Below are 25,008 nucleotides of genomic sequence, written 5' to 3'. Positions count from 1 at the left end.
GAATACTTGTTTAGATTGTTTTTTTAACAAATCCATCTGCTTGGATTAATTTTTCTGCTGCTTCGTCTTTAGTGCTATCGGTCAAGATCATCACGATCGCTAGTTTAACATTTTGTTCCGCTTCGTCAAAGTAGCGGGCCGCTGTTTCGTAATCTGCTTCAGTTGCTTGCATGATAATCCGTTTTGAACGTTCCACTAGTTTTTCGTTGGTTGGTTTCACATCCACCATCAAATTGTTGTACACTTTTCCGATCCCGATCATGCTGATGGTTGAGATCATATTTAAGATCAACTTTTGCGCTGTACCGGATTTCAAACGTGTCGAGCCGGTTAAAAATTCCGGTCCACAATCGACTTCGATCGGCATGGCCGCATGCTGACTGATTACCGCACCTTTATTACAAGCAATTGTCCCTGTGGCTGCACCAATAGAACGTGCGTAGTCTAAACCGCCAATGACATAAGGCGTCCGACCACTAGCTGCGATCCCGATCACCATATCATTTTCTGTTAAGTGTAAATCCTTTAAATCTTGTGCGCCAAGCTCAGCATTATCCTCTGCTCCTTCAACGGCAACAGTCATTGCTTGTTCTCCGCCGGCGATCAAGCCCACGACCATTTCTGGTTCAACTCCAAAAGTTGGCACACATTCGGCTGCATCTAAAACCCCTAAGCGTCCACTTGTACCAGCGCCCATATAAATCAAGCGTCCGTCCTTTTTGAATGCGGCAATCGTCACCTCAATTACTTTTTCGATCTGCGGTAATTGATCCGCTACTGCATCAGGAACCTTGTGATCTTCTTGATTCATCAAATGAACCGCTTGGGCCACGCTCATTTCATCTAACCCAAAGGTTGTTTCGTTTCGACGTTCTGTTGTTAAGTTTTCTAAATTAATCATTCTTTTCCACACTCTCTAAACTAAATTTCTGTCCCGCTTTGATCTGTTGAATCAAGGGACGATCTTTTTCGATTACTTGTCCGACAACATTGACTTTCGGATCAGCCGCTAATGGTCGTTTCACAACTTGGATCTCCCCCATATAGCGTAAATAATCCGCATTATCGATGGTGACAGCTCCGACTGCTCGTTCGGTTAGCGGTAACGGTGTGACCTGCGGGATTTTTCTGAAGCGCGCATCCGCGCTGCGAATCACATCCCGGGCTTCGTCTTGCCGGTTGGTATGGTCGCCGGATACAAACGTAAACTGCGAATCCAAAGGGGTTACGTGTAATTTCAGTGTCTTCTCTTCTATATAAAGGGCAAACTGTTCTAAGACTTCCGTCGATAAGCCGCTGTCACCAATGTACACACGACCTGTATCTTGAAGTAAATCGATTGCCGCTGCCAACGGGTGAAGACCACGATGCGCTTCTAATGTTGGCAAACCTTGATAAAGCGGTCCCCGTAATTTTTCATCACCTGGTACAAAGCCTTGAATCGTAAAACCATTCGCTTTTAGCCACTGATTTTTCTCGCGATACCACTCGGCGTCAAGGCCCGTTTCAGGTCGTGGATAATAATTGTGCCATGCCTCAAGCCTTTCAAACTGGGCTCCCGCTTCCTTCAATTCTTGAATATCTGTTTCAGTGATCGTTGAGGCATTCAAAGCGATAGCGATTTCATGAGAAAGCAAAGCGATCTGCTGATTGCTGATATGATAATCCATCCGCAATCCGGTAACGCCTAAAGCTTTTAATTCATCGATGCGCTCAAACGAAAAACCCGCTCGATCTAAGGCTGCTCCAGAAATATCGACCATCAACTCAAGCTGAAGGGTTTGCGCAATCTTGCCAAGCTCAGTCAAGCGCTGGCGGTATTGCTTCGCGTCATCTTCTGGAATATGTAATGAAGTAAAAATTCCAGAGAACCCATGTTGTGCCATCATTTCAATCGCGGCTCTTGTTTCTACGGATACATCTTCGTTTAAGAAAATAGAAAATCCAAACATGTGACTCCTCCTTTATCAATGAAAACCATTTCAACTTTATGCACCGATTATAAACGCTACAGATTAATTTTGCAACATAATTTCATTTATTTTATTTTTCATATGAAACGTTATTTCTTTAACAGGCAGAATACTCTTTTTTTGAGAGGTTTTTAGCTATACTAAAACGGTAGTTGAAAGGGGAAAAAAGAAATGAGAATTGCAATAGCTGGAGCAGGCGCAATGGGGAGTCGGATTGGCTTGATGCTTCACGAAACCGGAAATGAAGTCATCTTAATCGATCGCTGGCCTGAACATATTGAAGCGATCCGTAAGAACGGATTGATTGGAGAATTTGATGATCGAAAAATCGTGGCTCAACTTCCGATTTATTCGCCGGAGGAAATCATCGAAGAACACGAAACAGTCGATCTGATTGTAGCGTTGACAAAATCGATGCAGTTGGAGCAAATGTTTCATGACATTCAGCCAATTATTGGCAGCAAGACCTTTGTTTTTTGTTTATTGAATGGATTAGGACATGAAGAGACACTGGCAAAATTTGTACCGAAGGAAAATATTATTTTTGGTACAACGACTTGGACCGCTGGCTTAGCGGGGCCAGGGCATGCGAAGCTAGTCGGTTCCGGCAGCATTGAAATGGAGAATTTGGCACCAAGCGGCAAGGCTTTCACGCTAGAAGTGTTAGAGGTCTTTCAAAACGCTCGGCTTAACCCTATTTATAGTCAAAATGTGCGCTATTCCATTTGGAAAAAAGCCTGTATCAATGGAACCTTAAACGGCTTATGTACGATTTTAGATTGTAATATTGCCGAATTTGGATCATTGACTGTCGCTAGAGAAATGATTGAAGCAATCGTTGCGGAGTTTGCGGCTGTGGCAGATGCAGAGCAGATTCATTTAGATCATTCAGAGATGATTGATGCCATCGAAGCTACTTATGACCCACAAACACAGGGACTACACTTTCCTTCGATGTATCAGGATTTGATTCGCAACCAGCGTAAAACGGAAATCGATTATATCAATGGAGCCGTTTGGAGAAAAGGACAACTAGCTGGAATTAATACGCCTTATTGTGCTTTCTTGACCCAACTGATTCATGGTAAGGAAGAACTACTTAAAGCAAAATAAAAAAAGCGCCTAGGCGCTTTTTTTATTTTCAATAATTGCTATTTTCTTCCAATAAAGAATGAAACGACTGCAACAACAATCACAGCACCAATAATAGAAGGAACTAGCGCCATACCAGCTAGGCTAGGCCCCCATGAGCCAAGTAATGCTTGACCAAGTGCAGAACCGACTAAACCAGCAACGATGTTAGCAATCCAGCCCATTGAGCCGCCTTTTTTTGTAATTGCACCGGCAATCGCACCAATAACTGCGCCAATGATTAAACTCCATAATAAACCCATTCTTTTCTCCCTCTTTCTATATAAGATAATTACATTATTATGTTACTAATGAATCGTATTTTTTTCTATTATTCTGCTCAAAAATGACCTCGTTATAACAAGATTACAATAAAAAAAGGCTAATTTCAGCGGTACCACAGTATTTTCACAACGATTTTCAGAAATTTCTTAACTGAAGAATTTTTTGAAAAGCAAACTTTTTGACTTAGAATCTTTTTTAGCCTTCTATTTCTGCTTTTTTACAGCGGCAAGAGCATCGCAAATAAACCTTCAATTTCACCTATTTTTTTATTTAAAAATAACAATCAAGAGAGAATAATAGTTAAATGATGTAAATAGAATGATAAAATTTTCAGCAAGATTGAATTGTCAGAATATTTTGGTATTATTGACAAATAATTATCAGAATATTTCAAATCTACAAACTATTCTTGCTATTTAGAAATGAGGCTCTTTATGGAAAACAAATTACAAAAACAAATGACTTCTCGACATATTATGATGTTAGCATTAGGAGGAGCAATCGGCGCAGGCTTGTTTAAAGGTAGCGGCGAAGCGATCGGAATCGCTGGCCCCTCTGTTATCCTCGCTTTTCTGTTGGGAGGCTTAGTATTGTTTATCGTCATGAATGGCTTAGGTCGTTTAGTGTTAGACAGCGACAATGTTCAAGGCTTATCCGGAATCATTAAACCATTTCTCGGTGAACGTACGGCTGATTTTATCGACTGGCTGTATTGGTCCTTATGGATGGTCAATATCATTGCTGAAGCGGTGGCAGCAGCTAGCTTTATGCAACTGTGGTTTCCTCACGTTCCTTCGTGGATCTTTGTATTGATTTTGGCACTGCTCACCACACTGATCAATTTATATTCGGTTCGGTTATTTGCCGAAACGGAATACTGGTTAGCTTTTATCAAAATTGCCGTAATTATGATTTTAATCGCTTTTGGTGTATATCTTGTTGGTCATGAAATCTTCAATATCGGTTTTACCGATACGATTTCTCGTATGAACAGCCATGGGGGCTTCACCCCTCATGGACTTAATGGATTAGTTAATTCACTATTAGTCGTGATTTATTCATATGGTGGCTCAGAATTAATTGCCATTACTGTCAGCGAAACAGAAGATCCTAAGACAGCAATTCCCAAAGCCATCAAAGGCGTTATGGGCCGGATCATTTCTTTTTACATTATTCCGATGATCTTGCTATTAATTATCTATCGCTGGGATACTTTGGCACATACGAATGTTAGTCCCTTCGTCATGGTTTTTGAGAAAATGAACATTCCTTTTGCGACAGATATCGTCAACTTCGTAATCGTACTTGCGCTGTTCTCTTCGATCAATTCCGGTGTTTATGCTTCATCCCGGACCTTGTATTTTAGAGTCAAAGAAAATACTGGCTTTACTTCAAAACTAGCTGCATTAAACAAACACCAAGTGCCACAACGAGCAGTGCTGTTTTGTACAGGTACTCTATATCTAGGCGTCATCTTATCTTATTTCTTAGGCAATAAACTCTTTAACTATTTAGTTGGTTCCCTGTCCTACTCTGTCTTATTGACGTGGATGCTGATTAGTATCGCCGCATTTGTTTTATCATTGAAGAAAGGAACATTTATCGAACGCTTCTTCAGTGGTTTGGTGATCGTTGTTTTAGGCTTGATCTTCATTGGTATTTTGATGAATAACCCGATTGGGGTCACCCTTTTCACTGCAGGAATCTATTTGATTATCTTCTTCAGCTATCGTAAAAAACAAGTCGATACAATTTCCGAACATACTTAAAAAGAACGACCATTGCGATCCTTAACTGGAAGCAATGGTCGTTCTTTTTGAATAAACAAAAAGACGATCGAGAGGATCGTCCTTCAAAATGAAACTATTTTTCTTCGCTACCCATGAATTTCGCAACAAAGGCTGCGATTGCAGCACCTAAAGTTGGTGCAAGTAAGTAGACCCAGTAATGAGACAACGCAGTACCACCAGCAAAAATCGCAGGGCCTAAGCTACGTGCCGCATTCAATGATCCACCTGTCAAGTTCAACGTAACGATGATCAAGAAAGCTAATGTAATACCGATTGCTACAGGAGCCATCGTAGCATTTCCATATTTAGTGCTTGTTACCATCAAGATAACAAAAACAAATAAGAAAGTGATCAATGTTTCAACACCAAAGGCTTGAGCCGCACTGATGTTAGGAAAGTCATTTTGTCCAAAACCATCGCTAGGTAATTTTAGTGCATGAATATAAACAGATAAAATTGCTGAAGCAACAATTGAACCTAACGCTTGAGCGATAATGTAAAAAATGCCATCCTTAACTGATAAACGTTTATTGATCATCATAGCAACTGAGACACCTGGGTTAAAGTTCCCACCAGAAATACCGCCTACGGCATAAGCCATGATCGTAATTGCCAAACCAAAGGCTAAACCAATTGTTAAGGTGCCACCTTTAGCAACAACTACTGTACCAGTTCCTAGAAAAACTAGCATAAAGGTACCTAGAAATTCCGCTACATATTTCTTCATTTTCATCCAACTTCCTTCAATAAATATTTGAATAATCATTTTATTTAAATAGCTTTTTTTTGTAAAGCAATAACCCATCCCTCTTATTTTTCTCTTTCTTTTATTATTTATAAGAAATATTTTTTTAAATAAAGATCGTTATCAAAACGCAAAAAACTCTTCTTTCATTTCTTTACACTCTTAGTGAAAGAAAATGAAAGAAGAGTACTTATGTTATTTCAACGATACTAACAACTAAACCAATTCAACTTCAACATCGATATTGCCGCGAGTTGCTTTTGAATAAGGACAAAATTCATGAGCTTCTTCAACGATCTTCTGGGCTTCTTCCTTCTCCACACCTGGTAATGATGTTTCAAGGATAACGCCGATTTGATAGCCGCCATCTTCTAATTGATATAAAGAAACACGAGCTTTTACTTCAGCATCCGACTCAATATTATGTTCTTTCAGCATATGATGTACTGCACCATTGAAACAAGAGGCATAGCCAGCCGCAAATAATTGCTCAGGATTCGTCCCCTCTGAATGAATTGAAGGTGGCTCAATCTTCATTTTCATACTACCATTTGGCGCTTGAACATCCCCATTACGTCCACCATGATTAATCATAGCTGTCTCATACATTTTCTTCAAAAATCCTCATTCCTTTCCTACTTACTGATTATAAGTGTAGGCTGTTTCGGGGGAGATTTCAATGAAACTGCTCACAGGACCAAAATCTGTCAAACGAGACAAGCTAAAGTTGTAACAAACGATTGTGAAAGCAACTACAATTACATTTTTTTGATATACTATGTATAAGGGAGTGATTACTAATGAAAAAAATTATTTTTGCCTGCATTATGGCATCCCTTCTATTGACCGGATGCAAACAGGACTCACCTGATAATTCAACCAATAAGTCAAAACAATCAAACTCTGTCTCCTCAACGATCGTTACGTCAGAAACGACGAGTTCCACTACTTCGGAAACATCTGATACGATCAGTCAAACAACTACAGATGAACCAGTTAGCACCACCCCTTCTAGTACTGCTGATTCAAGCCAAGAGCCAGCAACTGATACAGTATCACAAAATGAATTAGGTGGTTATGCAACCTTTTATTTTACCGGCATGAACGTTCCCGATTCTATCAATATCAATACAAATTCCAACCAACTAACGTTCGATGGCGGAACGAGCCAAGCAACCGTCTATGCTTTCTCGATGCAAAATGTTCCAGTCAAAACGATTCGGGTATTCTCCGCTAACAATAATGACATTCGAACTGTTCAAGTAAGCACGCAGCTTGTGATCGGCGGTCAGATTTCCGGTCCGACCATTTCAAATCAACAAGCGAACGAATTGTATCTCTTCCATAATAAACAAGGTGGATTATCCTTAGCTACGCCAAATTATGCGGGAAATGTTCCCGAGGATCAGCAAGATGTCATGATCGAAGTCTTACAATAAAGGGATGTATCCTTAAGCCAAACAACTTGCTGTTTGGCTTTTTTTATTTTGAGAATGTAAGACAAAAAACCGGAGATCTGAAATCAGATCTCCGGTTGAATAATCAAAAGTGATTATTTTACTGTTACTGTTGCGCCAACTTCTTCTAAAGCAGCTTTTAATGCTTCAGCGTCGTCTTTAGAAACGTCTTCTTTAACTGGTGCAGGAGCGCCATCAACTACAGCTTTAGCTTCTTTCAAGCCTAAGCCAGTTGCTTCACGAACTGCTTTGATAACTTTAACTTTTTGGTCGCCGACAGCTGTTAATTCAACAGTAAATTCTGTTTGTTCTTCAGCAGCAGGTCCAGCAGCAGCACCAGCAGCAGCTACAGGAGCAGCAGCAGTTACGCCAAATTCGTCTTCGATAGCTTTAACTAAGTCGTTTAATTCTAAGATTGTTGCGCCTTTAAGCTCTTCAACAATGTTTTCAATGTTTAATGCCATTTTAAGTTTCCTCCGTTTAGGTAAGTTTTTTATTTTTTATATATTATGCAGCGATTAAGCTACTTCGTCTTCTTTTTCTGCGACTGCTTTCACAGCGTAAGCCACGTTGCGGACTGGCGCTTGAAGAACAGATAATAGCATAGAAAGAAGTCCATCGCGGTTCGGTAGTTTTGCAAGAGCAGTAATTTCTTCGATAGAAGCTACTTTTCCTTCAATGATACCGCCTTTGATTTCTAGTTTATCAGCTGTTTTAGCGAACTCGTCGATAATTTTAGCTGGAGCAACTACATCCTCATTACTAAATGCAACAGCAGTAGGTCCTGAAAATACTTCTTCTAATCCGTTCAAGCCAGCTTTTTCAGCGGCACGAACCAAGATAGAATTTTTGATAACTTTCATTTCAACGTTAGCGTCACGTAATTGTTTACGTAGTTCAGTCACTTGTTCTACAGTAAGACCACGATAGTCAACGATAACGGCTGAAGCTGCTGCGCTGAATTTTTCAGTGACTTCTTCAACAATAGCGGCTTTTTTAGCGATTGCTACTTCACTCATTATATATTTCACCTCCTGATTTTGATGGAAGAGAATTTTTTCGCTCGAAGCAAAAAAATACCCTATGCCACCGTAGACATAGAGGGACTATTGAATGTTCTCAATAAACGTCCTCGGTAGGAAATTAAGACTTACGCCACCTACTGTCTTCGGTACAGTTAATAAATTAACCTTGACTAACTTACCATAGATAAGTTAGTCAAGTCAAGCACTATTCTAAAAATAAATTTAGATAGCAGTTTGTTCAACATGGATACCAGGTCCAAATGTTGTAGTCATTGAAATGTTTTTGATGTATTGACCTTTAGCAGTTGCAGGTTTTGCTTTTACTAAAGTTTCGTTGATTGTGTTAAAGTTTTCAACCAATTTAGCATCATCGAATGATACTTTACCGATTGGTACATGAACGTTACCAGCTTTATCAACACGGTAAGTTACTTTACCAGCTTTAACTTCTTCAACCGCTTTTGTAACATCCATCGTTACAGTACCAGTTTTAGGGTTAGGCATTAAACCTTTTGGTCCAAGCACACGACCTAATTTACCAACTGTAGCCATCATGTCAGGTGTCGCTACAACAACGTCAAAGTCGAACCATCCACCTTGGATTTTTGCAACCATGTCGTCGTCGCCAACGAAATCAGCGCCAGCAGCTTCTGCTTCTTTTGCTTTTTCGCCTTTAGCGAATACTAAAACAGTTTGTGTTTTACCAGTTCCGTTTGGAAGCACAACTGCTCCACGGATTTGTTGGTCTGCTTTTTTAGGATCAACGCTTAATTTGTAAGCAACTTCAACCGTTGCGTCAAATTTTGCGAAGTTAATTTCTTTTGCTAATGCTACTGCTTCCGCAACTGGGTAAGCTTTTGTTGCATCAACTTTTTTTAATGCATCTTGCATTTTTTTGCTCTTTTTAGCCATTTTGTTTCCTCCTTGATGTGGTTATAACGGTAGAACCTCCCACGTGTTCCGTATCTTTAGATAGGGAGCCAACTGAGAAGCTACTTTCTTGGGGTGTCGAAACTTATTCGACAGTGATTCCCATGCTTCGTGCAGTTCCTTCAACCATGCGCATTGCTGACTCAACGTTAGCAGCGTTTAGGTCTTGCATTTTCAACTCAGCGATTTCTTTTACTTGATCGCTAGTAACTTTTGCAACTTTAGTTTTGTTTGGTTCGCCTGAACCTTTTTCCACGTTAGCAGCTTTTTTCAATAATACTGCAGCTGGTGGTGTTTTTGTGATGAATGTAAATGAACGGTCTTCATATACAGAAATCACAACTGGGATGATTAAACCTGCTTGATCAGCTGTACGAGCATTGAATTCTTTAGTGAATCCCATGATGTTGATACCGGCTTGACCTAGTGCAGGACCTACTGGGGGAGCTGGAGTTGCTTTCCCTGCAGGAATTTGCAGTTTAACTAATTTTTCTACTTTCTTTGCCACGAGACATACCTCCTTGGGTCCGTGATGTGGTTAATTGGAGATCAAAATTTCTCCTCCCACTAAAACCGTGTGAACAAAACACACTTTGGTATCATAGCAGAGTTTCTTGCTAAATGCAAGATGAAATTATTTTCAAACTAAAAATTCTGACAATAATAAAATACTTCACAATCTCTTTAACTACTATGAGAATAACAAAATAAATTGTTAATCTTACTTTTTTCAGAAAGCGTATATGTTACACTATGATCGAATTGATGAGGATTTTCATCGGATAGATTAGGGAGGTTTAAAATAATGGAAGTTTTAAAATATCGAAGTGTTTTTGACATTATTGGTCCAGTAATGGTGGGCCCAAGCAGCTCGCATACAGCGGGTGCAGCGCGAATCGGAAAAGTTTGCCGCATGATCTTTGGTGAACGACCAGATTCAGTTGAGTTTGACTTGTTTGAATCTTTTGCCAAAACGTACCGAGGTCATGGGACCGACATTGCTTTAGTCGGTGGTATTTTAGGGATGGACCCAGACGACCCTCGTTTATCCGATTCATTGAAAATCGCTCACGAACAAGGGATGGAAGTTTTGTTTGTTCCTAAAAAAGAAATTGCCGATCACCCTAACACAGTGACCTTGCGCATGATCAAAGGCGATCTTGAGATGTCTATCACAGGTGTTTCCATCGGCGGCGGAAATATCCAAATTACGGAAATGAACGGCTACAGCATCTCATTAGGCATGGGCAATCCAACCTATATCATTATTAATAAAGACGTCCCAGGTTTACTTTCACGTGTTTCGACTATTTTCATGAAGCATGGCTTGAATATCGGGAAAGTAACCATGACCCGCAAAACTCGGGGAGAAAACGGCATCGTACTATTAGAAATCGATGATACGCCAGACGATCCAGAAGGATTGAGACAGGAAATCAAGTGTGAAGACGATGTCTTGAGTGTGACTTATTTCAAATAGATCGACTATGAACGTATTTTTATATTATAGATTGGAGGAATTGGCATGTTTTATACAATCCAAGAGCTTGTCGAACAAGCAAAGGATTATCCGACAGTTGGCGAATTAATGATCGCAACTGAAATGGAATTAACGGATCGTACGCGGGAAGAAATCATTGCGTTGATGGAACGCAATTTAGAAGTAATGGAAAGTTCGATTGAAGAAGGCATCGAAGGTGTGACTTCGGTAACGAAGATCACTGGCGGCGACGCGAAACGAATGAACGACTACATCGAAAGCGGTAAATTTATGAGCGGTGAAACAATCTTGAAAGCCGTACGTAACGGGATCGCCGTCAACGAAGTCAACGCAAAAATGGGCTTGGTTTGCGCGACGCCAACTGCTGGTAGTGCCGGTGTTTTACCTGGGGTCTTAATGGCGGCTCGGGAAAAATTGGAATTAAGTCATGAAGAACAACTTGATTTTCTATTTACTGCCGGTGCATTTGGTTTAGTAATGGCCAATAATGCTTCTATCTCAGGGGCTGAAGGCGGCTGTCAAGCCGAAGTTGGTTCAGCTAGCGCAATGTCCGCAGCTGCTTTAGTGGCCGCGAACGGTGGGACACCGGAAATGGCTTCAAACGCTTTAGCGATCACTTTAAAAAATGTGATGGGCTTAATCTGTGATCCAGTGGCTGGCTTAGTTGAGGTTCCTTGTGTCAAACGGAATGCGATGGGCGCTTCTCAAGCCTTCATCTCAGCCGATATGGCGCTTGCCGGTATTCGCAGTGTCATCCCACCAGATGAAGTCGTGGAAGCCATGTACAAAGTAGGCCGCGCGATGCCTCAGATCTTTAAAGAAACCGCTGAAGGCGGCGTAGCAACAACTCCTACTGGTTTACGCTTGAAACGTCAAGTCTTTGGCGAACCAGAAAAAGCAACCGTTTAATAAGAGGTTGGGTTAGAAGTGTTCCACTTAGTTCCGAAGAAGCTACTTCTGGCCCACCGTTTAACCGTAAAAAGCAGCTGGAAATCCAGCTGTTTTTTCTTATTCCATCAAACCTTCATGGATCTTTTCTAGATTCCATTTCATCATTTTATAATAGCTATCCCCTGGCTCCCCTTTTTTGGCCAACGAATCGGTATACAGCTCGCTATAAATCGGCAGATCAACTTCTTTTGAAAGTCGTTCCATACTCCGTTTATCCACACTCGTTTCGACAAATAATGATGGTACCTTCGACGCACGAACTTTTTCAACTACTTGTTTCATTTGCTCTGGTGTTCCTTGACTTTCCGTATTGATTTCCCAAATATAAGCAGCAGTTAAATCATAGGCCTTAGAAAAATATTTAAAAGCCCCTTCGCTGGTAACCAACAATTTTTTCTCATCTGGAATGTCAGCAAACGCATCTTTTGCTGTCGTATCCAGCTCTTCTAATTGCTTAATATAAGCTTCTGCATTTTTCTGATAATGGTCTTTGTTCTCTGGGTCTTTTTCACTTAACACGTGTTGGATTTCTTTAACATACACGATTCCATTGGAAATATTCAACCAAGCGTGGGGATCTTCTTGCTTCGTATTACCGGTTAAGTGAATCGGTTCAACTTCCTTGCTGACCGCAAAGTAATCTTCATTTTCTTTCTTATCCGCTGTTTCCATCAATTTATTAAACCAACCGTTTCCCGTTTCTAAATTGAGCCCGTTATAAAAGACAATGTCTGCTTCACTAGCCTGCTTGATGTCTTCAGGCAAAGGTTCATACTCGTGGGGGTCTGTCCCAACTGGCACAAGGCTTTTGACACTGACTTGATCAGCCCCCACTTCTTTGACCATATCTGCAATAATTGAGTTTGTTGCAACTACACTTGTCTTTTTAGAATCGTCTGACGCTGCGTTTTCTTCATCCTTTGTTCCGCAGCCTGCCAATAACAACAAGCTTAAAATCCCGACAAAAATTATTTTTTTATGCTTCATTTAATTGCTCCTTTCTTAGTTGTTGAATCAAGCCCTTGGTAGGCGAAAATAGGAAAGCGGCGATGAAAAAGATCGCTGCCGCCATAACAATTGTCGCACCAGAAGGCAAATTGTAACTATAACTAAAATATAACCCGATGATGGCACTCAATACCCCGAATAGCGTTGATAATCCCACCATCACAGAAAGCTTATTGGTCAATTGATAGGCGGTAGCCGCCGGTGTAATCAGCATAGCAATGACCAGGATCGTTCCAACGGTTTGTAAAGAAGTGACCGCTACTAACGTCAGTAAGAACATCAGTCCATAATTAATCAAGCTAATATTCCACCCATAAGACTGCGCCATTGTCGGAGCAAAAGAGGTCAATTTCAACTGCTTGTAAAATAGTAAAACCGCCAGTACCACAATTCCCATGACAATCGCGGTTAAATACATATCCGAATCGCGAACGGCCAAAACATTCCCGAACAAAATGTGATACAAATCCGTCGCACTGCGAGCGAAGGAAATCAAAATAATTCCTAACGCAAAGAAGGAACTGAAAACTATTCCGATCGCCGTATCGTTTTTCAAGCGACTATGTTTTCCAACGAATCCGATTAACCCCGCTGAGACAATCCCGAAAAACGTTGCACCAATAATGTAGCTGCTACCCAGCATATACGAGATCGCAACACCAGGTAAAACCGCATGGGAGATTGCGTCTCCCATCAAGGACATTCCTCGCAAAATGATAAATGAACCGATCACACCGGCGGAAATTCCCACCATGATCGAAGTAATCAATGCATTTTGTAAAAATTGATAATTCGTCAAGCCTTGAATGAACTCATGAAGCACGTTCAACACCTCCTAGCTGTAACATTTGAGTAATTTCTGACCCATAAGTTTTTTCCATATTTTTGGTCGTGTATGTCTGATTCACTGGTCCTGAAGCAATCAATCCTTTGTTTAGCAAGATCACTTCATCAAAGTAATCCGTTACTTTGTGTAAATCATGATGTACGATCACGATCGATTTCCCTTCATCCCTCAGTTCTTTCAGCAGTTCGATAATGATTTTCTCGCTCGTCGCATCGATCCCAGCAAAGGGCTCATCTAATAAAATCCATTCAGCCTGTTGTGCTAATGCTCGTGCAATGAAGACACGCTGTAATTGCCCACCAGATAGCTCACTGATTTGACGCTCGGCAAATTCGGACAAGCCAACTTTTGCTAAACAGTCTGAGGCGAAAGCTTTTTCCTTTTTTCCTGGTCGTTGAAATAGTTTTAAATGAGGATAGGTTCCAAATAGAACTACGCCAAAAACATCAATCGGGAAACTTAGATCGATATCTTGTCTTTGTTCCACGTAAGCAATTTTCTTGCGCTGCTTTTTTAGTTTGTCCGCTCCATACAAAATCGTTCCTGATTGTGTCGGAACCAACTCCAAAATACCTTTCATCAATGTTGACTTTCCCGCACCGTTTGGCCCGACGATACCGGTTAGTTTACCTGGCGATAACGTGACATTGACTTTTTTCAAAGCGATTTTTCCGCGATAGGCAACGGTTAAATCTTTTACTCGAATCGTTTCCATTAAACATCCCACTTTTCTTTTTAGGCTTACCTAACTTTTTATTCATGATAAACTAAAAAGAAAGCGTACGCAAGGAAAATGCAAAAAAAAAAAGCTTCCACAAGAAATATTTCTTGTGGAAGCTTCACGTTAATTATTTAAAACTATTTTGCGTCGTTTAATTTTGTATTTTTTACTTCTTCGATGGTTCTTGTTCCCGCAAGCTGCATTGTGATAGAAAGTTCTTTGTTCAAATGATCAAAGACAGACTTCACGCCGGCTGCTCCACCAAGATTCAAGCCATAAATGACTGGACGACCAATCGCTACTAAATCTGCTCCGCTAGCTAAAGCTTTGAAAACATGTTCGCCACGACGTACGCCGCTATCAAAAATAATTGGTACACGTTTATTCACGACACCTGCGATTAACGGTAAAACATCAAATGATGCAGGTCCACCATCTAATTGACGACCGCCATGATTTGAGATCCAAATACCGTCAGCACCAGCTGCGATGGCAACTTCAGCGTCTTCCGGTGATTGAATTCCTTTGACAAGGACTGGTAAATTTGTTAAATCTTTGATCTTTTTGATATCTTCAGGAACGAGTCCTTGTTTGGCTGCAGCATAAATTTCAGCGATCCCTTTTCCTTCGCCGTCACCACTTGCGCTTTGTTCGCTGTAAGCAGCTAAGTTCGGCATTGGAAGTGGAAATTGGAAGTTATTCACGATATCTTCTTCACGGTAACCGCCTAAGGTTGAATCAGCAGTTAGGATGATTGCTTTTGCCCCAGCTTTAACAGCTTTGTCTAAAATAAATTCGTTGAAGCCATCATCTTTACTCATGTAGATTTGGAAAAATTGTGGTGCTTCAGGTGCAGTGGCAGCCGCATCTTCCACGGTTGTATTTGCATAAGTACTGATTGAAAAGATTGAGCCCGCTTCGGCAACACCTTTTGCTGTATCTGCTTCACCTTTTTCGTGAGCCAAACCTTGAGCTGCAGATGGTGCTTGGATAATTGGTGTTGCTAATTCGATATCCCAAAGTTTTGTGCTTAGGTCTGCATGATCCACACCACGTAAGACACGAGGCATGATTGTTTTATTATTAAATGAAGAAGTATTTTCTTTCATTGTCCATTCGTCTTCTGAACCGCCGCGAATATAACCAAACGCACCTTTGTCCATACGTTCTTTAACGCGTCCTTCTAATGAAGCGATATTTACGATTTCAACTGGATGTTCTTCGTTACTTGTTTGATAAGCCATGATAAAGTCCTTCTTTCTTTCGATTACATGAGTTATCATAATACTCTTACAAAAAGTAAGCAAGCGATTTGTCTCCTACTTCCATAAAAAGTTAGCGACCGCTTGATCTACCTGACGATTTTCATGGAGTTGACTGTGTTGCGCGTTGGCTCCAGTGAAAATCTGGTACTCGATTGGATTGCCATGGGCCTTCAATAAAGAATAAGTCGCTAAGGCACTATTCAGCGGTACAGTCCCATCAGAAGTAGCTTGCTCATTCAATTTTCCAGCTAACATAAGAATCGGTAGTTGACTCGGTACGTTTTCAACCCCATTACGATAATCAACATAACGGCTGGCTGGTTGACTCGGGCCATTTTGCAATAGCTCTTCGACTGATTGTTGATTGGCGGTATCCGTAAAATCATTGAAAGGCGCGCCAATCGAAATAAATTTTCTGATCGTTGGTGCATCGTTTGGTTGGCCGTATGTCGTTAAGTAGCGTAACGAGCTGACTCCCCCCATTGAGTGACCAACCAGATTCACTTGATCCACTCCTTGTTGCTTCAAATACTTCAAAACACCATAAATCCATTCTGTTTGGTTCCATTCATTGTCTTTGTTTGCCACGAATAACACTTGAATGCTAGGATTGTCTTTTTGCTTACTTAATTGACCATTCACCTGCAGCGTGCCATCAGGTTGGACCGTAATGAGCATTTCTTTTTTAGTCTTTCCATCGGCTGTCAAACGCTGAATCATTCCACCAAAGGAATTGATCGTACCACCATAGCCATGGATAAAGACAGTTGGCACGTCACTTTTAGGATTTGCTGGTCGCGCTTTGCTAGTAGTTGTCTGTGTCTCTGCGTTATTCTCAACGGCTTTATTTCCACAGGCAGTTAGCGTTACTAGCGCCATGAACCCTATTAGAAATAAAAAAAATTTTTTCATCTCACTAACTCCGTTTCCATAATAAAAATTCTCTTTCAATATCCCATTTAGCATACTGACTCGAATCAGATAGTTCAACTAAAACGAGCCGCTTTAGAAAAACTTTTACAATAAAAAAAGCTGAGACAAAAGCCTCAGCTAAACGTGTTAAATTTTGTCGATTTGATCGAAATCTAATTCCGTACTTGTCTCACGACCAAACATATCAATATTGGCTTTCACCTTCGCACGTTCATCATCAATTTCAGTGATGACCCCTTCAAGACCAGCGAAAGCACCCTCGATGATTTTAACGGTTTCGCCAAGTTCAACTTCAAGATCATTTTGACGTGTGCTCATACCGATCGAGCGTAAAATATGATTGATTTCCTCTGGCATCAATGGCGCTGGTTTGCTTCCGGCACCGTGTGAACCAACAAAGCCAGTCACGCCTGGTGTATTACGAACAACATACCAAGAATCATCGGTCATGACCATTTCAACTAACACATAACCTGGGAAAGTTTTGTGGACGATTTCCTTTTCCTTGCCGCCTTTAACTTCTGTTTCTGTCTCTTCAGGAACGACTACTCGGAAAATATAGTCCTCCATCCGCATACTTTGGGCACGTGATTCTAAGTTTGCCTTCACTTTGTTTTCATAGCCGGAATAAGTATGTAATACATACCATTGTTTTTCAAAAGATTCCATTTTCGCCATCGGCTCCTCGTTCTAAAATAAAAAAACCTCAGTGCTCCCAAGGTTTTTTCTCTCAAATAGTATAACATGCTTTTTTTGAATTGGCTACTAGCGAATGATCAAATTGACCAATGCTTGGATTGCTGTGTCCATAATGAAAAACATCAAAGCAAAGATGATCGCCGTTTCGATAACGACTAATGAATCATGACGTAATTGTTTTTTAGAAGGCCATGAAACAAGCTTCATTTCTTCTCTCACACTGCGTAAAAAATTCAATCTGAAATCCCCCTATTTGGTTTCTTTATGCACTGTATACTGATTACAATGCTTGCAAAATTTATTGATCTCTAAACGCTCACCGCGTTTGCCTTCACTGACTGATTTCGTGTAATTTCTTGACCCGCAAACAGTGCAGGCTAGAGCCGCTTTTTTTGTTGCCATAGCGATCTACTCCTAATTCTTGTTGATGTTTTTTTGAAAATAAGGTGGATGACCAAACGCCATAATCGTTGATATCCCCATAAAGTCACAAGCTTACATTATCATCTATCGAATTCTCTGTCAATCTTCCTTTATAAGATTTATTTTTTGCTGAATTCAAACGACCTCGAGAAAGAATTTCTTTATCAGATAGAATATGATAATATAATGAAAGAATGAATTGCTTTATTGGAGGGTTATTGGATGTTATTAAAAAGTCTTGTTTATCCTAAAGAGAATTTGACCACCATTAATGAATCAACCACGCTGCAAGAGGCACTGGATACTTTAGAAGGTACCGGGTTTCGTTGTGTGCCGATTCTTGATGAGAGTAATCAAATTTTCCGCGGCAATATTTATAAGATGCACATTTACCGGCACAAAGCAAATGGCGGCGACATGAGTCTGCCAGTCACCCATTTGCTCAAAAACGCAACAAAATTTATTTCTTTAGATACTTCTTTTTTTAAAATCTTTTTTACGATAAAGGAATTGCCTTATATCACCGTCTTAGATGAGAACCATCATTTTTATGGTATTTTGACTCACAGCACATTGCTGAATATGCTTTCTCAATCTTGGAATATTCAAACAGGAAGCTACGTCTTAACGCTCGTCTCTTCTGGTAAACAAGGTGATCTTGCTACCATGGCTAAAATTATTTCAAAATTTACTCCCATCGCCAGCTGTATTACACTTGACGTTGGTAAAGATTTCAAAGGCCGCAGAACCTTATTTACCCTACCAGCAGGTGTGGATGAAAATAAATTAAATCATATCATTGACTACTTGGAGCGTAAGCATTTTGAAATCCAAGATGTCGAAGCCTTGTCAATGCACGAATAACAAAAATGACTGAGCCCGAATCTGGGTCCAGTCATTTTTTTATAATTGCTGTTTAAAATGCAGGCGTTTATCTAAATAAAACATGATCGGTGCTGAAATGGTCATAATGATCGCTTCACTTAAAGCCGTCCAGCCATAGGTTGGCCAAAAAGGCAACTGTGCCGTTAAGTTCAGCATCCAGGCAATCATAAACATGCTTCCGCTAAAGAATAAAACATTCAAGGCTAAGCGGACTTTGGTATTTTTAATGACATTCTGTAATAAGGCCGTTAATGATAGTGCCAATAAGGTTTGTCCACCGCCAAAAACAACATCCAGCCACCCCATGCCAAAGATCGCATTGTAGACGACGACCCCACCGAAAATTCCCCACAAAAATTTGCGATTGAAAACGACTAAATGGTTCAGGCTTTCTGAAATACGAAATTGGATCGCTCCTGATGCGACTGGCGAGACTAAAATCGTCAGCGCTAAGTAAAGCGCCATAATGATTCCGTTGGTCACGACGACATTGACCCGTTTTTTTTCTACTAAATTCATTCTTATCCTTCTTTCTCCAAGTTTTTTTAAAGCGGGATGGTTGATGAACCGCTTCGCGTATTATAACACAATTTAAGGGAAGGACAAGTTTTCAAAAAGCCTGTTTAACAAACGGACGGCGGCAAAATTGAATCTTTCTAGCATTCGGTGATACAATTTAAATATAAGAATTTTTTTACGAATGAGAGGTGTTTTCATTGCTAGGAATCGATAACGAACTCGAACAATTATATGAAGAGGCCCAACAAAACAAGGTTGCCGTCCTTAAGGCCCGCTGGACCAATGGCAATTATGGCTGCTGCAGTACGCGGGCACCGCTGGTGGAAAAATATCGGATCGAATATACACCAGAAAAAAAAACGCTCTATCTTTGGGGGAAATTAGCAGTCACCATTGATCAAGCAACGCAACAGGCGGAAATCTCATCTGAATACTCCCCTTCAAATTATGAAAAGAAAGTCATCACGTGGTTTAGCGAACGGGCGAAGCGATCCTAATGGATAATGCTTAAAATACCTACTCTGTTGGAGCAGGTATTTTTCGTGTTCTTACGAATGTTTTTTTATACCGGATTTCACGGCTTCGGAGAAATAAAATGATTCAATTCTATACAGTTCAGCCCTTCACTCTGTTATAATCAGTTTCTGAAAGGATCGAGAACATGAAATTTCATTATCATTTATTAATCAATCCCGCAGCCGGTAGCGGCAACGGTGGGAAAAAAGCCGAGAAAATCATCCAATTATTAGATGATGGCAACTATACATATACGCCTTATTACACAGAAAAGCCTGGCGACGAAAAGGCTCTGGTGGAACGCTTAGGTGCCCTACTAAGCCCTTGGTCGGCAACCTGCGAAGAGGACCATCTTGATAATTCTTTCCACCTGCTAGTAGTGATTGGCGGCGATGGTACCTTGCATGAAGTGGTCAACCAGTTTTACACTTTAGGTCTGGAGCTGCCAGTTAGCTATATCCCAGCCGGGTCGGGAAATGATTTTGCCCGCGGCATCGGGTTGTCACGTGATCCCGAGAAAGCCTTTGAACAGATTACTTCCGCTTTGCAGCCTCAACCGATCAACGTCTTTCACTATGAAGAAAAGATTCGAGAAGAATCCGGTTTAGTGCTGAATAACGTCGGGATTGGTTTAGATGCATTAATCGTTGCAACAACCAATGCTTCGACTTCGAAAAAGGTCTTGAACAAATATCATTTAGGTTCAGCCTCCTATGCTCTTTATTTAGTCAAAGCGATCTTAACGCAAAAGACGTTTCCGATTTTAGTGGAGCTGAATGGGCAATCCTTAAACTTTGAACGGACCTTCTTATGTACGACGACCAATATTCCGTATTTTGGCGGCGGCATCGCGATTGCGCCAATGGCTGATCCAAAAAAAGATACGATTGATCTCGTCGTGGTTGAAAAGCCCAATCTTCCTGCAATCTTACGCTTTCTCATCCAGTTGCTACGCAAAAAGCACACGGAAAATAAACACTACAAACATTTTACTAGCAGCCGAATTCGAATCGTTTCCGTCGTTCCCCAACACGGACAAGCAGACGGTGAAAATATGGGCGAGCGCTCTTTCGATATCAATTTTTCAACCACTACTCAATATATCTGGTATGCAGACAAAAGGACGGAAAAATAAATCCTCGGATTTATTTTCCGTCCTTTTTACATAAACATCGCTGGTGTCATACCTTCCATTCCAATCATTGGATCGATGGTTTGCGCGGTAATTATTTGAGGTGTCAAGATGGTCGGGCCTTTGGTTTCAGATACGGGCTTTTCTGATACTTCAAAAGGTGCTTCCTTCGGTTTTTCTGGTGCGTCGGCAGTCCCTTTAGTGATTCGTTCAATCAAAGTCGTCTTTCGTACGGCCGATTCTTTATTGACACAAGCTTGAAAGGCTTCATCTTCACCTAACAAGATCAACAAATCCTTGCTACGAGTCACTGCCGTATACAATAAATTTCGTTGCAACATGCGAGAATACTGCTTCACCATCGGCAGCAGTACCATTTTGAACTCGCTACCTTGCGCTTTATGGATCGAACAGCAGTAAGAGAGTTTGATCTTGTTCCATTCGGAGCGTTTATAGCTGACTTCATTGCTGTCAAATTGGATCACTAATTCATCGACTTTATCTTCCGATTCCTTCGCTGGAATAATCCCTACGATCATCCCCATATCGCCATTGAACACATTCAGCTCCGGATTGTTGACTAACTGTAAAACTTTGTCTCCAATCCGATAAACAACATCGTTCCACTGAACTTCTTTTTTACGTCCATCGTTAGGATTGAAAATTTCCTGCATCATCTTATTGATCGCATCGATCCCTGCTGGTCCGCGATACATTGGTGCTAAGACTTGAACATCTTGGGCAGTGTAACCTTTCTTCTTTGCTCGCTCGACGATCTGCTTAACCACTTCTTCCATTTGAAAAGCGTGACAAGCAATGAAAGAGCGATCCTTTTGATTTTGTCTGAAATCTTGCGGCAGCTTGCCATCTTTGATTTCATGCGCCAGTGGAATAATCGAAGAGCCATCCCCTTGACGATAAATATCCGTCAGTTCCATTTTAGGAATCTCAGTAATCTGCAGCAGATCATGAAAAACTTGTCCCGGGCCCACGGAAGGTAACTGATCCTTGTCTCCTACAAAAATGACCTGCATATTATCAGGGATTGCTTTTAACAAGGTATTTGCAAGCCATGTATCCACCATTGACATCTCATCTACGATTAACAAGCCACCATCTAATTCTTTGGCTTCGATATCAGGTGTCTCATCGTTGGCATTCAAGCCTAGTAATCGGTGGATCGTACTGGCAGGCAGACCGGTAGTTTCATTCATCCGTTTGGCCGCTCGTCCGGTGGGAGCCGCTAATAAAATCGGAAAGATCGCGTTGGTATAGTCTTTCGGGTCTAAAGATAACTCATTCAACTCAGCGAATAATTTAACGATCCCGTTGATCACTGTGGTTTTCCCAGTTCCGGGGCCACCCGTTAGGATAAATAGCGGTGAACGAATCGCTTCTTTGATCGCTTGATCTTGTGAGTCACCATAAGTAATCTTTAATTGCTTTTCAATGATTCGCAATTTTTTATCCACTGTTTTTTGCGGATAATTAATTTCCTTTTTCCGGGCTAACAACCGTTCGATGGAAGAAGCAATTCCCCACTCACTGTAAAACAACGTGTTTTCATAGATTTTAGTTGCTTCTTGCTGAATTTTTTCTTCTTCGACTAGCTGAATAATCATCGTTGCAATTTGATCGGGAGCGATCTCAACAGGTCGCGTGGTTTCTAATAATTGCAAGACCTCGGTTAATAATTGCTGAGCTTCCACATAAGTGTCTCCACTTTGGTTGGCATCTTCATTAACTTGATGAAAAATCGCCGCCCGAATCCGCTGTGGACTATCCGCCGCGATACCCAACTGTTCTGCCAAGCTGTCCGCCTTTTTAAAGCCGATTCCTTCGATATCCTCCACTAGCTGGTACGGATTTTCCGCGATTACATCCAAAGCTTCATTACGATAGGTTTGAAAAATCGCAAAGGAGAGCTGACTGCCAAAGCCATAGCGCCCTAAACCCATGATAATTTTTTCCATTCCGTGATTTTGCCGCAGGGTTTCGACGACGACCTTCTGTTTCTTGGCATTCAGGTTGGGAATCCGAGCCAGCACCGCTGGATTTTCGATGATCTCATCGATTGCTTCTTCGCCTAATACCTCAATGATTTTTTCAGCGGTCTTTTTACCAATCCCGGGAAATTTTTCGCTAGATAAATAATTGATCAACCCATTAGCCGAAGTTGGATGCGCCTGTTCGTAGCTTTCCACCAAAAATTGTTTTCCATAGCGAGGATGTTCAACAAAATGCCCCAAGAAGCGATATTCTTCATCTTCTTGCACATCGCCAAAGCTGCCCGTAACGACGATTTCCTGTTCGAGATAATCGCTATTGGTCTCGCTGACTTTTACCAGCAGAACTTTATAAAAATTGCTGGGGTTTTGAAAAAAGATGGCTTTTAGCGTGCCTACGATGTATAACTGTTCTTCCGACATTTTGTCCCTCCTTCTTAAAGTAATGAGTCGGGTTTCGAGCCTGTTCCTGCTAAAAAGCTGACATCATTCCATTGGATCATTTCATACGGAGGCTGGCTAGATTTTGCCTCTAAAATGGTCAAGCTATTGTTGTATAAACCACCCATATCACGTAATTCTGCTAAGGGTTTACCGGTTAAAGCTTGGATCGCCGCGGTCAGTGCCGCTCCATGACCGACAAAAAGCAGCGGACCCGTTTGGGCTTTTGCTACTGCTTCTGCGACAAAATCATTAATCCGCTTCAACATGTCTTCAATTTTTTCACCTTCAAAAGGTGTTGGATCATAAAGATCCAAATGATTCCGCAGATTCACCATATCTTTTGGATAACGCTCTTCGATAACCGGGATTAATTGCCCTTCAAGCGTTCCTAAACCTAATTCCCGTAAATCATCCGTCCGGATAATCTCCGTCGGCTGCGCTAATTGTTTATTGATGCCTTCTGCCGTCAAATAGGCCCGCTTCAAACTGCTTGTATAGATTTTCTCAAAGGGGATATCTTTTAATTGTTGACCTAAGGCTTTGATTGCTTCGACACTCTCAGGTAATAAAGGCGAGTCTCCCATCATGCCTTGAAATCTTTTCTCATCGTTCCAACGGGTTTTTCCGTGGCGGGTAAAATAAATTTTCATCCAATCCAGTTCCTTACTCTTTAGATTTCATTCCTAATTCGTTGACTAGACATTCACTTAGTCTAACTTATCGTGTTCGTAATGGTGGGTCAATTCTAACTGCGGATAATCTTGCTGGCGCAATGCTTCGTAAACCACCAGCGCTACTGTGTTAGACAGATTCAATGAGCGAACGTGTTCATCGTTCATTGGAATCCGTAAACATTTATCCTCGTTTTCCCGCATAAATTCTTCCGGCAAACCTGTAGTTTCTTTACCAAACATGAAAAAGTGATCGACATCATCTGTGTAATCCACTTCTGAATAGGTTGCATTGGCGAATTTTGTAATTAAATGCAGTGGCTGATCACCTAAGTACTCAAGAAAAGCCGCTAAATCTTTATGATAAGTGATGTTCACATCATTCCAATAATCAAGTCCTGCTCGTTTTAGATGCTTATCGTCCGTTGAAAACCCTAACGGTTCGATCAAATGTAGTGGAGAATTTGTTGCCGCACATGTGCGGGCGATATTTCCGGTATTTGCTGGAATTTGTGGTTCAAATAATACAATATGATTGGTCATACTAGTACCCTTCTTCTTATTAATTTATGATCTGTGCTGGTTTACAGCTTGTTTTATTAAACAGATAACTTTTGGCGGAGCTGCGGAAGCCGAACTGACAGCTAACTCACAAGTGCTGTTGAATTTTTTCAAAAAACCGAAAAAATTCCTTATCCTCGTACGCATATGATTCCACTAATCTCGCTAAAGCGCGAAGTGGCACTCGCCGTCGTCTTAAAGCATCGAGGAAATAAATTTTCAGCAAAATTTATTCCTAGTTACGCCGACATATCATTCTGCTAAACTGCACTTGCCTTAATATTCTCAAACTCGTAGATTCTGGTTTATTTGTATACACTGCGAAAAGCAGAACTGACAGCTAACTCACAAGTGCTGTTGAATTTTTTCAAAACCCGAAAAAATTCCTTATCCTCGTACGCATACGATTCCACTGATCTCGCTGAAGCGCGAAGTGGAACTCGCAAAAAAAAAACGTACCAACTCGGTGTCTAGCACGGCGAGTCGCTACGTTAGTGAAGCACTTTTCACTAACTTTTATCAGAACAGGAACCTGATAAAAACCAATGAAAAACAACTTGTTGCTACTATAACATCACGAAGTCACAAAT

At 41.0% G+C, this 25,008-nt stretch carries 29 protein-coding genes and 1 other annotated feature; of the genes, 8 read left to right on the top strand and 21 right to left on the bottom strand.

Annotation, left to right across the window (positions count from 1 at the left end):
- Positions 1-10: 10 nt before the first annotated feature.
- Together murQ and RV00_RS14250 are read right to left on the bottom strand one after the other, a co-directional pair.
- On the bottom strand, positions 11-901 hold the full coding sequence (gene murQ, locus RV00_RS14255; RefSeq protein ID WP_071863224.1) for an N-acetylmuramic acid 6-phosphate etherase: 891 nt from the start codon (positions 899-901) through the stop codon (positions 11-13).
- Entirely contained in the window at positions 894-1,952 is a 1,059-nt protein-coding gene (locus tag RV00_RS14250; RefSeq protein WP_071863223.1) for a DUF871 domain-containing protein, read from the bottom strand. The genes murQ and RV00_RS14250 overlap by 8 nt, the downstream gene beginning before the upstream one ends.
- Positions 1,953-2,144: 192 nt before the next feature.
- On the opposite strand from RV00_RS14250, the gene RV00_RS14245 reads away from it, so the two are divergent.
- Positions 2,145-3,086 carry a 2-dehydropantoate 2-reductase gene (locus tag RV00_RS14245; RefSeq protein ID WP_071863222.1) on the top strand — a complete coding sequence of 314 codons (942 nt, stop codon included), beginning with the start codon at positions 2,145-2,147 and terminating at the stop codon, positions 3,084-3,086.
- Between the two features lie 38 nt (positions 3,087-3,124).
- Here the strand turns inward: RV00_RS14245 and RV00_RS14240 are convergent, their stop codons facing one another.
- Positions 3,125-3,367, bottom strand: coding sequence for a GlsB/YeaQ/YmgE family stress response membrane protein (locus tag RV00_RS14240; protein ID WP_071863221.1), 243 nt, complete (start codon positions 3,365-3,367; stop codon positions 3,125-3,127).
- A gap of 456 nt (positions 3,368-3,823) precedes the next feature.
- On the opposite strand from RV00_RS14240, the gene RV00_RS14235 reads away from it, so the two are divergent.
- Positions 3,824-5,158: an amino acid permease gene (locus tag RV00_RS14235; RefSeq protein WP_071863220.1), complete on the top strand. Its 1,335-nt coding sequence runs from the start codon at positions 3,824-3,826 to the stop codon at positions 5,156-5,158.
- Positions 5,159-5,252: 94 nt separating this feature from the next.
- Here RV00_RS14235 and RV00_RS14230 read toward each other — a convergent pair whose 3' ends face one another.
- Together RV00_RS14230 and RV00_RS14225 are read right to left on the bottom strand one after the other, a co-directional pair.
- Entirely contained in the window at positions 5,253-5,906 is a 654-nt protein-coding gene (locus RV00_RS14230; RefSeq protein ID WP_376783277.1) for an MIP/aquaporin family protein, read from the bottom strand.
- A gap of 234 nt (positions 5,907-6,140) precedes the next feature.
- Positions 6,141-6,542 carry an organic hydroperoxide resistance protein gene (locus tag RV00_RS14225; RefSeq protein WP_071863219.1) on the bottom strand — a complete coding sequence of 134 codons (402 nt, stop codon included), beginning with the start codon at positions 6,540-6,542 and terminating at the stop codon, positions 6,141-6,143.
- Between the two features lie 182 nt (positions 6,543-6,724).
- On the opposite strand from RV00_RS14225, the gene RV00_RS14220 reads away from it, so the two are divergent.
- A complete protein-coding gene (locus RV00_RS14220; protein ID WP_071863218.1) occupies positions 6,725-7,363 on the top strand; it encodes a hypothetical protein in 639 nt (212 codons plus the stop codon).
- Positions 7,364-7,476: 113 nt separating this feature from the next.
- Here RV00_RS14220 and rplL read toward each other — a convergent pair whose 3' ends face one another.
- The 4 genes from rplL to rplK form a co-directional block, all read right to left on the bottom strand.
- A complete protein-coding gene (gene rplL, locus RV00_RS14215) occupies positions 7,477-7,845 on the bottom strand; it encodes a 50S ribosomal protein L7/L12 (protein ID WP_071863217.1) in 369 nt (122 codons plus the stop codon).
- Positions 7,846-7,899: 54 nt separating this feature from the next.
- Entirely contained in the window at positions 7,900-8,400 is a 501-nt protein-coding gene (rplJ, locus tag RV00_RS14210; protein WP_071863216.1) for a 50S ribosomal protein L10, read from the bottom strand.
- Positions 8,401-8,444: 44 nt separating this feature from the next.
- Positions 8,445-8,571, bottom strand: a sequence feature (ribosomal protein L10 leader region).
- A 57-nt stretch (positions 8,572-8,628) separates the two neighbouring features.
- A complete protein-coding gene (gene rplA / locus RV00_RS14205) occupies positions 8,629-9,318 on the bottom strand; it encodes a 50S ribosomal protein L1 (RefSeq protein WP_071863215.1) in 690 nt (229 codons plus the stop codon).
- 103 nt (positions 9,319-9,421) lie between these two features.
- Positions 9,422-9,844, bottom strand: a complete 423-nt coding sequence (gene rplK / locus RV00_RS14200; RefSeq protein ID WP_010781347.1) for a 50S ribosomal protein L11 — start codon at positions 9,842-9,844, stop codon at positions 9,422-9,424.
- A 297-nt stretch (positions 9,845-10,141) separates the two neighbouring features.
- Here rplK and sdaAB point away from each other — a divergent pair, with 297 nt between their 5' ends.
- Both sdaAB and sdaAA read left to right on the top strand, forming a co-directional pair.
- Complete coding sequence (gene sdaAB, locus RV00_RS14195) at positions 10,142-10,816, top strand: L-serine ammonia-lyase, iron-sulfur-dependent subunit beta (protein ID WP_071863214.1); 675 nt, start codon at positions 10,142-10,144, stop codon at positions 10,814-10,816.
- Positions 10,817-10,861: 45 nt separating this feature from the next.
- A complete protein-coding gene (gene sdaAA / locus RV00_RS14190; protein ID WP_071863213.1) occupies positions 10,862-11,746 on the top strand; it encodes an L-serine ammonia-lyase, iron-sulfur-dependent, subunit alpha in 885 nt (294 codons plus the stop codon).
- A 99-nt stretch (positions 11,747-11,845) separates the two neighbouring features.
- On the opposite strand, the gene efaA is transcribed toward sdaAA, so the two are convergent.
- The 8 genes from efaA to rpmG form a co-directional block, all read right to left on the bottom strand.
- Positions 11,846-12,775, bottom strand: coding sequence for an Mn/Fe ABC transporter substrate-binding lipoprotein EfaA (gene efaA, locus RV00_RS14185; protein WP_071863212.1), 930 nt, complete (start codon positions 12,773-12,775; stop codon positions 11,846-11,848).
- Positions 12,765-13,619, bottom strand: coding sequence for a metal ABC transporter permease (locus tag RV00_RS14180; protein ID WP_071863211.1), 855 nt, complete (start codon positions 13,617-13,619; stop codon positions 12,765-12,767). The genes efaA and RV00_RS14180 overlap by 11 nt, the downstream gene beginning before the upstream one ends.
- The gene (locus RV00_RS14175; protein WP_071863210.1) at positions 13,609-14,358 is read right to left on the bottom strand and encodes a metal ABC transporter ATP-binding protein; all 750 of its coding nucleotides are present in this window, start codon (positions 14,356-14,358) and stop codon (positions 13,609-13,611) included. Before RV00_RS14175 ends, RV00_RS14180 begins: the two co-directional genes overlap by 11 nt.
- Positions 14,359-14,501: 143 nt before the next feature.
- The gene (locus RV00_RS14170) at positions 14,502-15,608 is read right to left on the bottom strand and encodes a lactate oxidase (RefSeq protein ID WP_071863209.1); all 1,107 of its coding nucleotides are present in this window, start codon (positions 15,606-15,608) and stop codon (positions 14,502-14,504) included.
- A gap of 75 nt (positions 15,609-15,683) precedes the next feature.
- Entirely contained in the window at positions 15,684-16,541 is an 858-nt protein-coding gene (locus RV00_RS14165) for an alpha/beta fold hydrolase (RefSeq protein ID WP_071863208.1), read from the bottom strand.
- A 147-nt stretch (positions 16,542-16,688) separates the two neighbouring features.
- On the bottom strand, positions 16,689-17,231 hold the full coding sequence (gene nusG, locus RV00_RS14160; RefSeq protein WP_071863235.1) for a transcription termination/antitermination protein NusG: 543 nt from the start codon (positions 17,229-17,231) through the stop codon (positions 16,689-16,691).
- Between the two features lie 96 nt (positions 17,232-17,327).
- The gene (gene secE / locus RV00_RS14155) at positions 17,328-17,498 is read right to left on the bottom strand and encodes a preprotein translocase subunit SecE (protein WP_071863207.1); all 171 of its coding nucleotides are present in this window, start codon (positions 17,496-17,498) and stop codon (positions 17,328-17,330) included.
- 12 nt (positions 17,499-17,510) lie between these two features.
- A complete protein-coding gene (gene rpmG, locus RV00_RS14150; protein ID WP_071863206.1) occupies positions 17,511-17,663 on the bottom strand; it encodes a 50S ribosomal protein L33 in 153 nt (50 codons plus the stop codon).
- A 243-nt stretch (positions 17,664-17,906) separates the two neighbouring features.
- Between rpmG and cbpA the strand changes: the two genes are divergently transcribed.
- Positions 17,907-18,548 (top strand): cyclic di-AMP binding protein CbpA, encoded by a 642-nt coding sequence (gene cbpA / locus RV00_RS14145; RefSeq protein WP_071863205.1) that lies wholly within the window; start codon positions 17,907-17,909, stop codon positions 18,546-18,548.
- A 39-nt stretch (positions 18,549-18,587) separates the two neighbouring features.
- On the opposite strand, the gene RV00_RS14140 is transcribed toward cbpA, so the two are convergent.
- Positions 18,588-19,088, bottom strand: a complete 501-nt coding sequence (locus tag RV00_RS14140; RefSeq protein ID WP_071863204.1) for a QueT transporter family protein — start codon at positions 19,086-19,088, stop codon at positions 18,588-18,590.
- Between the two features lie 197 nt (positions 19,089-19,285).
- On the opposite strand from RV00_RS14140, the gene RV00_RS14135 reads away from it, so the two are divergent.
- Both RV00_RS14135 and RV00_RS14130 read left to right on the top strand, forming a co-directional pair.
- Positions 19,286-19,585, top strand: a complete 300-nt coding sequence (locus RV00_RS14135; protein WP_071863203.1) for a hypothetical protein — start codon at positions 19,286-19,288, stop codon at positions 19,583-19,585.
- Positions 19,586-19,749: 164 nt separating this feature from the next.
- Positions 19,750-20,739 (top strand): diacylglycerol/lipid kinase family protein, encoded by a 990-nt coding sequence (locus RV00_RS14130; RefSeq protein WP_071863202.1) that lies wholly within the window; start codon positions 19,750-19,752, stop codon positions 20,737-20,739.
- Between the two features lie 26 nt (positions 20,740-20,765).
- Here RV00_RS14130 and recD2 read toward each other — a convergent pair whose 3' ends face one another.
- From recD2 to trmL, 3 genes are read right to left on the bottom strand one after another with little or no spacing between them, the layout of a single operon-like run.
- Positions 20,766-23,165 (bottom strand): SF1B family DNA helicase RecD2, encoded by a 2,400-nt coding sequence (recD2, locus tag RV00_RS14125; RefSeq protein WP_071863201.1) that lies wholly within the window; start codon positions 23,163-23,165, stop codon positions 20,766-20,768.
- A 14-nt stretch (positions 23,166-23,179) separates the two neighbouring features.
- Complete coding sequence (locus tag RV00_RS14120) at positions 23,180-23,836, bottom strand: histidine phosphatase family protein (protein ID WP_071863200.1); 657 nt, start codon at positions 23,834-23,836, stop codon at positions 23,180-23,182.
- Positions 23,837-23,893: 57 nt separating this feature from the next.
- Positions 23,894-24,400 (bottom strand): tRNA (uridine(34)/cytosine(34)/5-carboxymethylaminomethyluridine(34)-2'-O)-methyltransferase TrmL, encoded by a 507-nt coding sequence (trmL, locus tag RV00_RS14115; RefSeq protein WP_071863199.1) that lies wholly within the window; start codon positions 24,398-24,400, stop codon positions 23,894-23,896.
- Positions 24,401-25,008 lie beyond the last annotated feature (608 nt).

It is taken from the genome of Enterococcus devriesei (assembly GCF_001885905.1).
GTDB classification, from domain to species: domain Bacteria; phylum Bacillota; class Bacilli; order Lactobacillales; family Enterococcaceae; genus Enterococcus_A; species Enterococcus_A devriesei.
The sequence above is the reverse complement of the archived record's forward strand: the minus strand, read 5'-3'. Positions and strand labels throughout refer to the sequence as shown.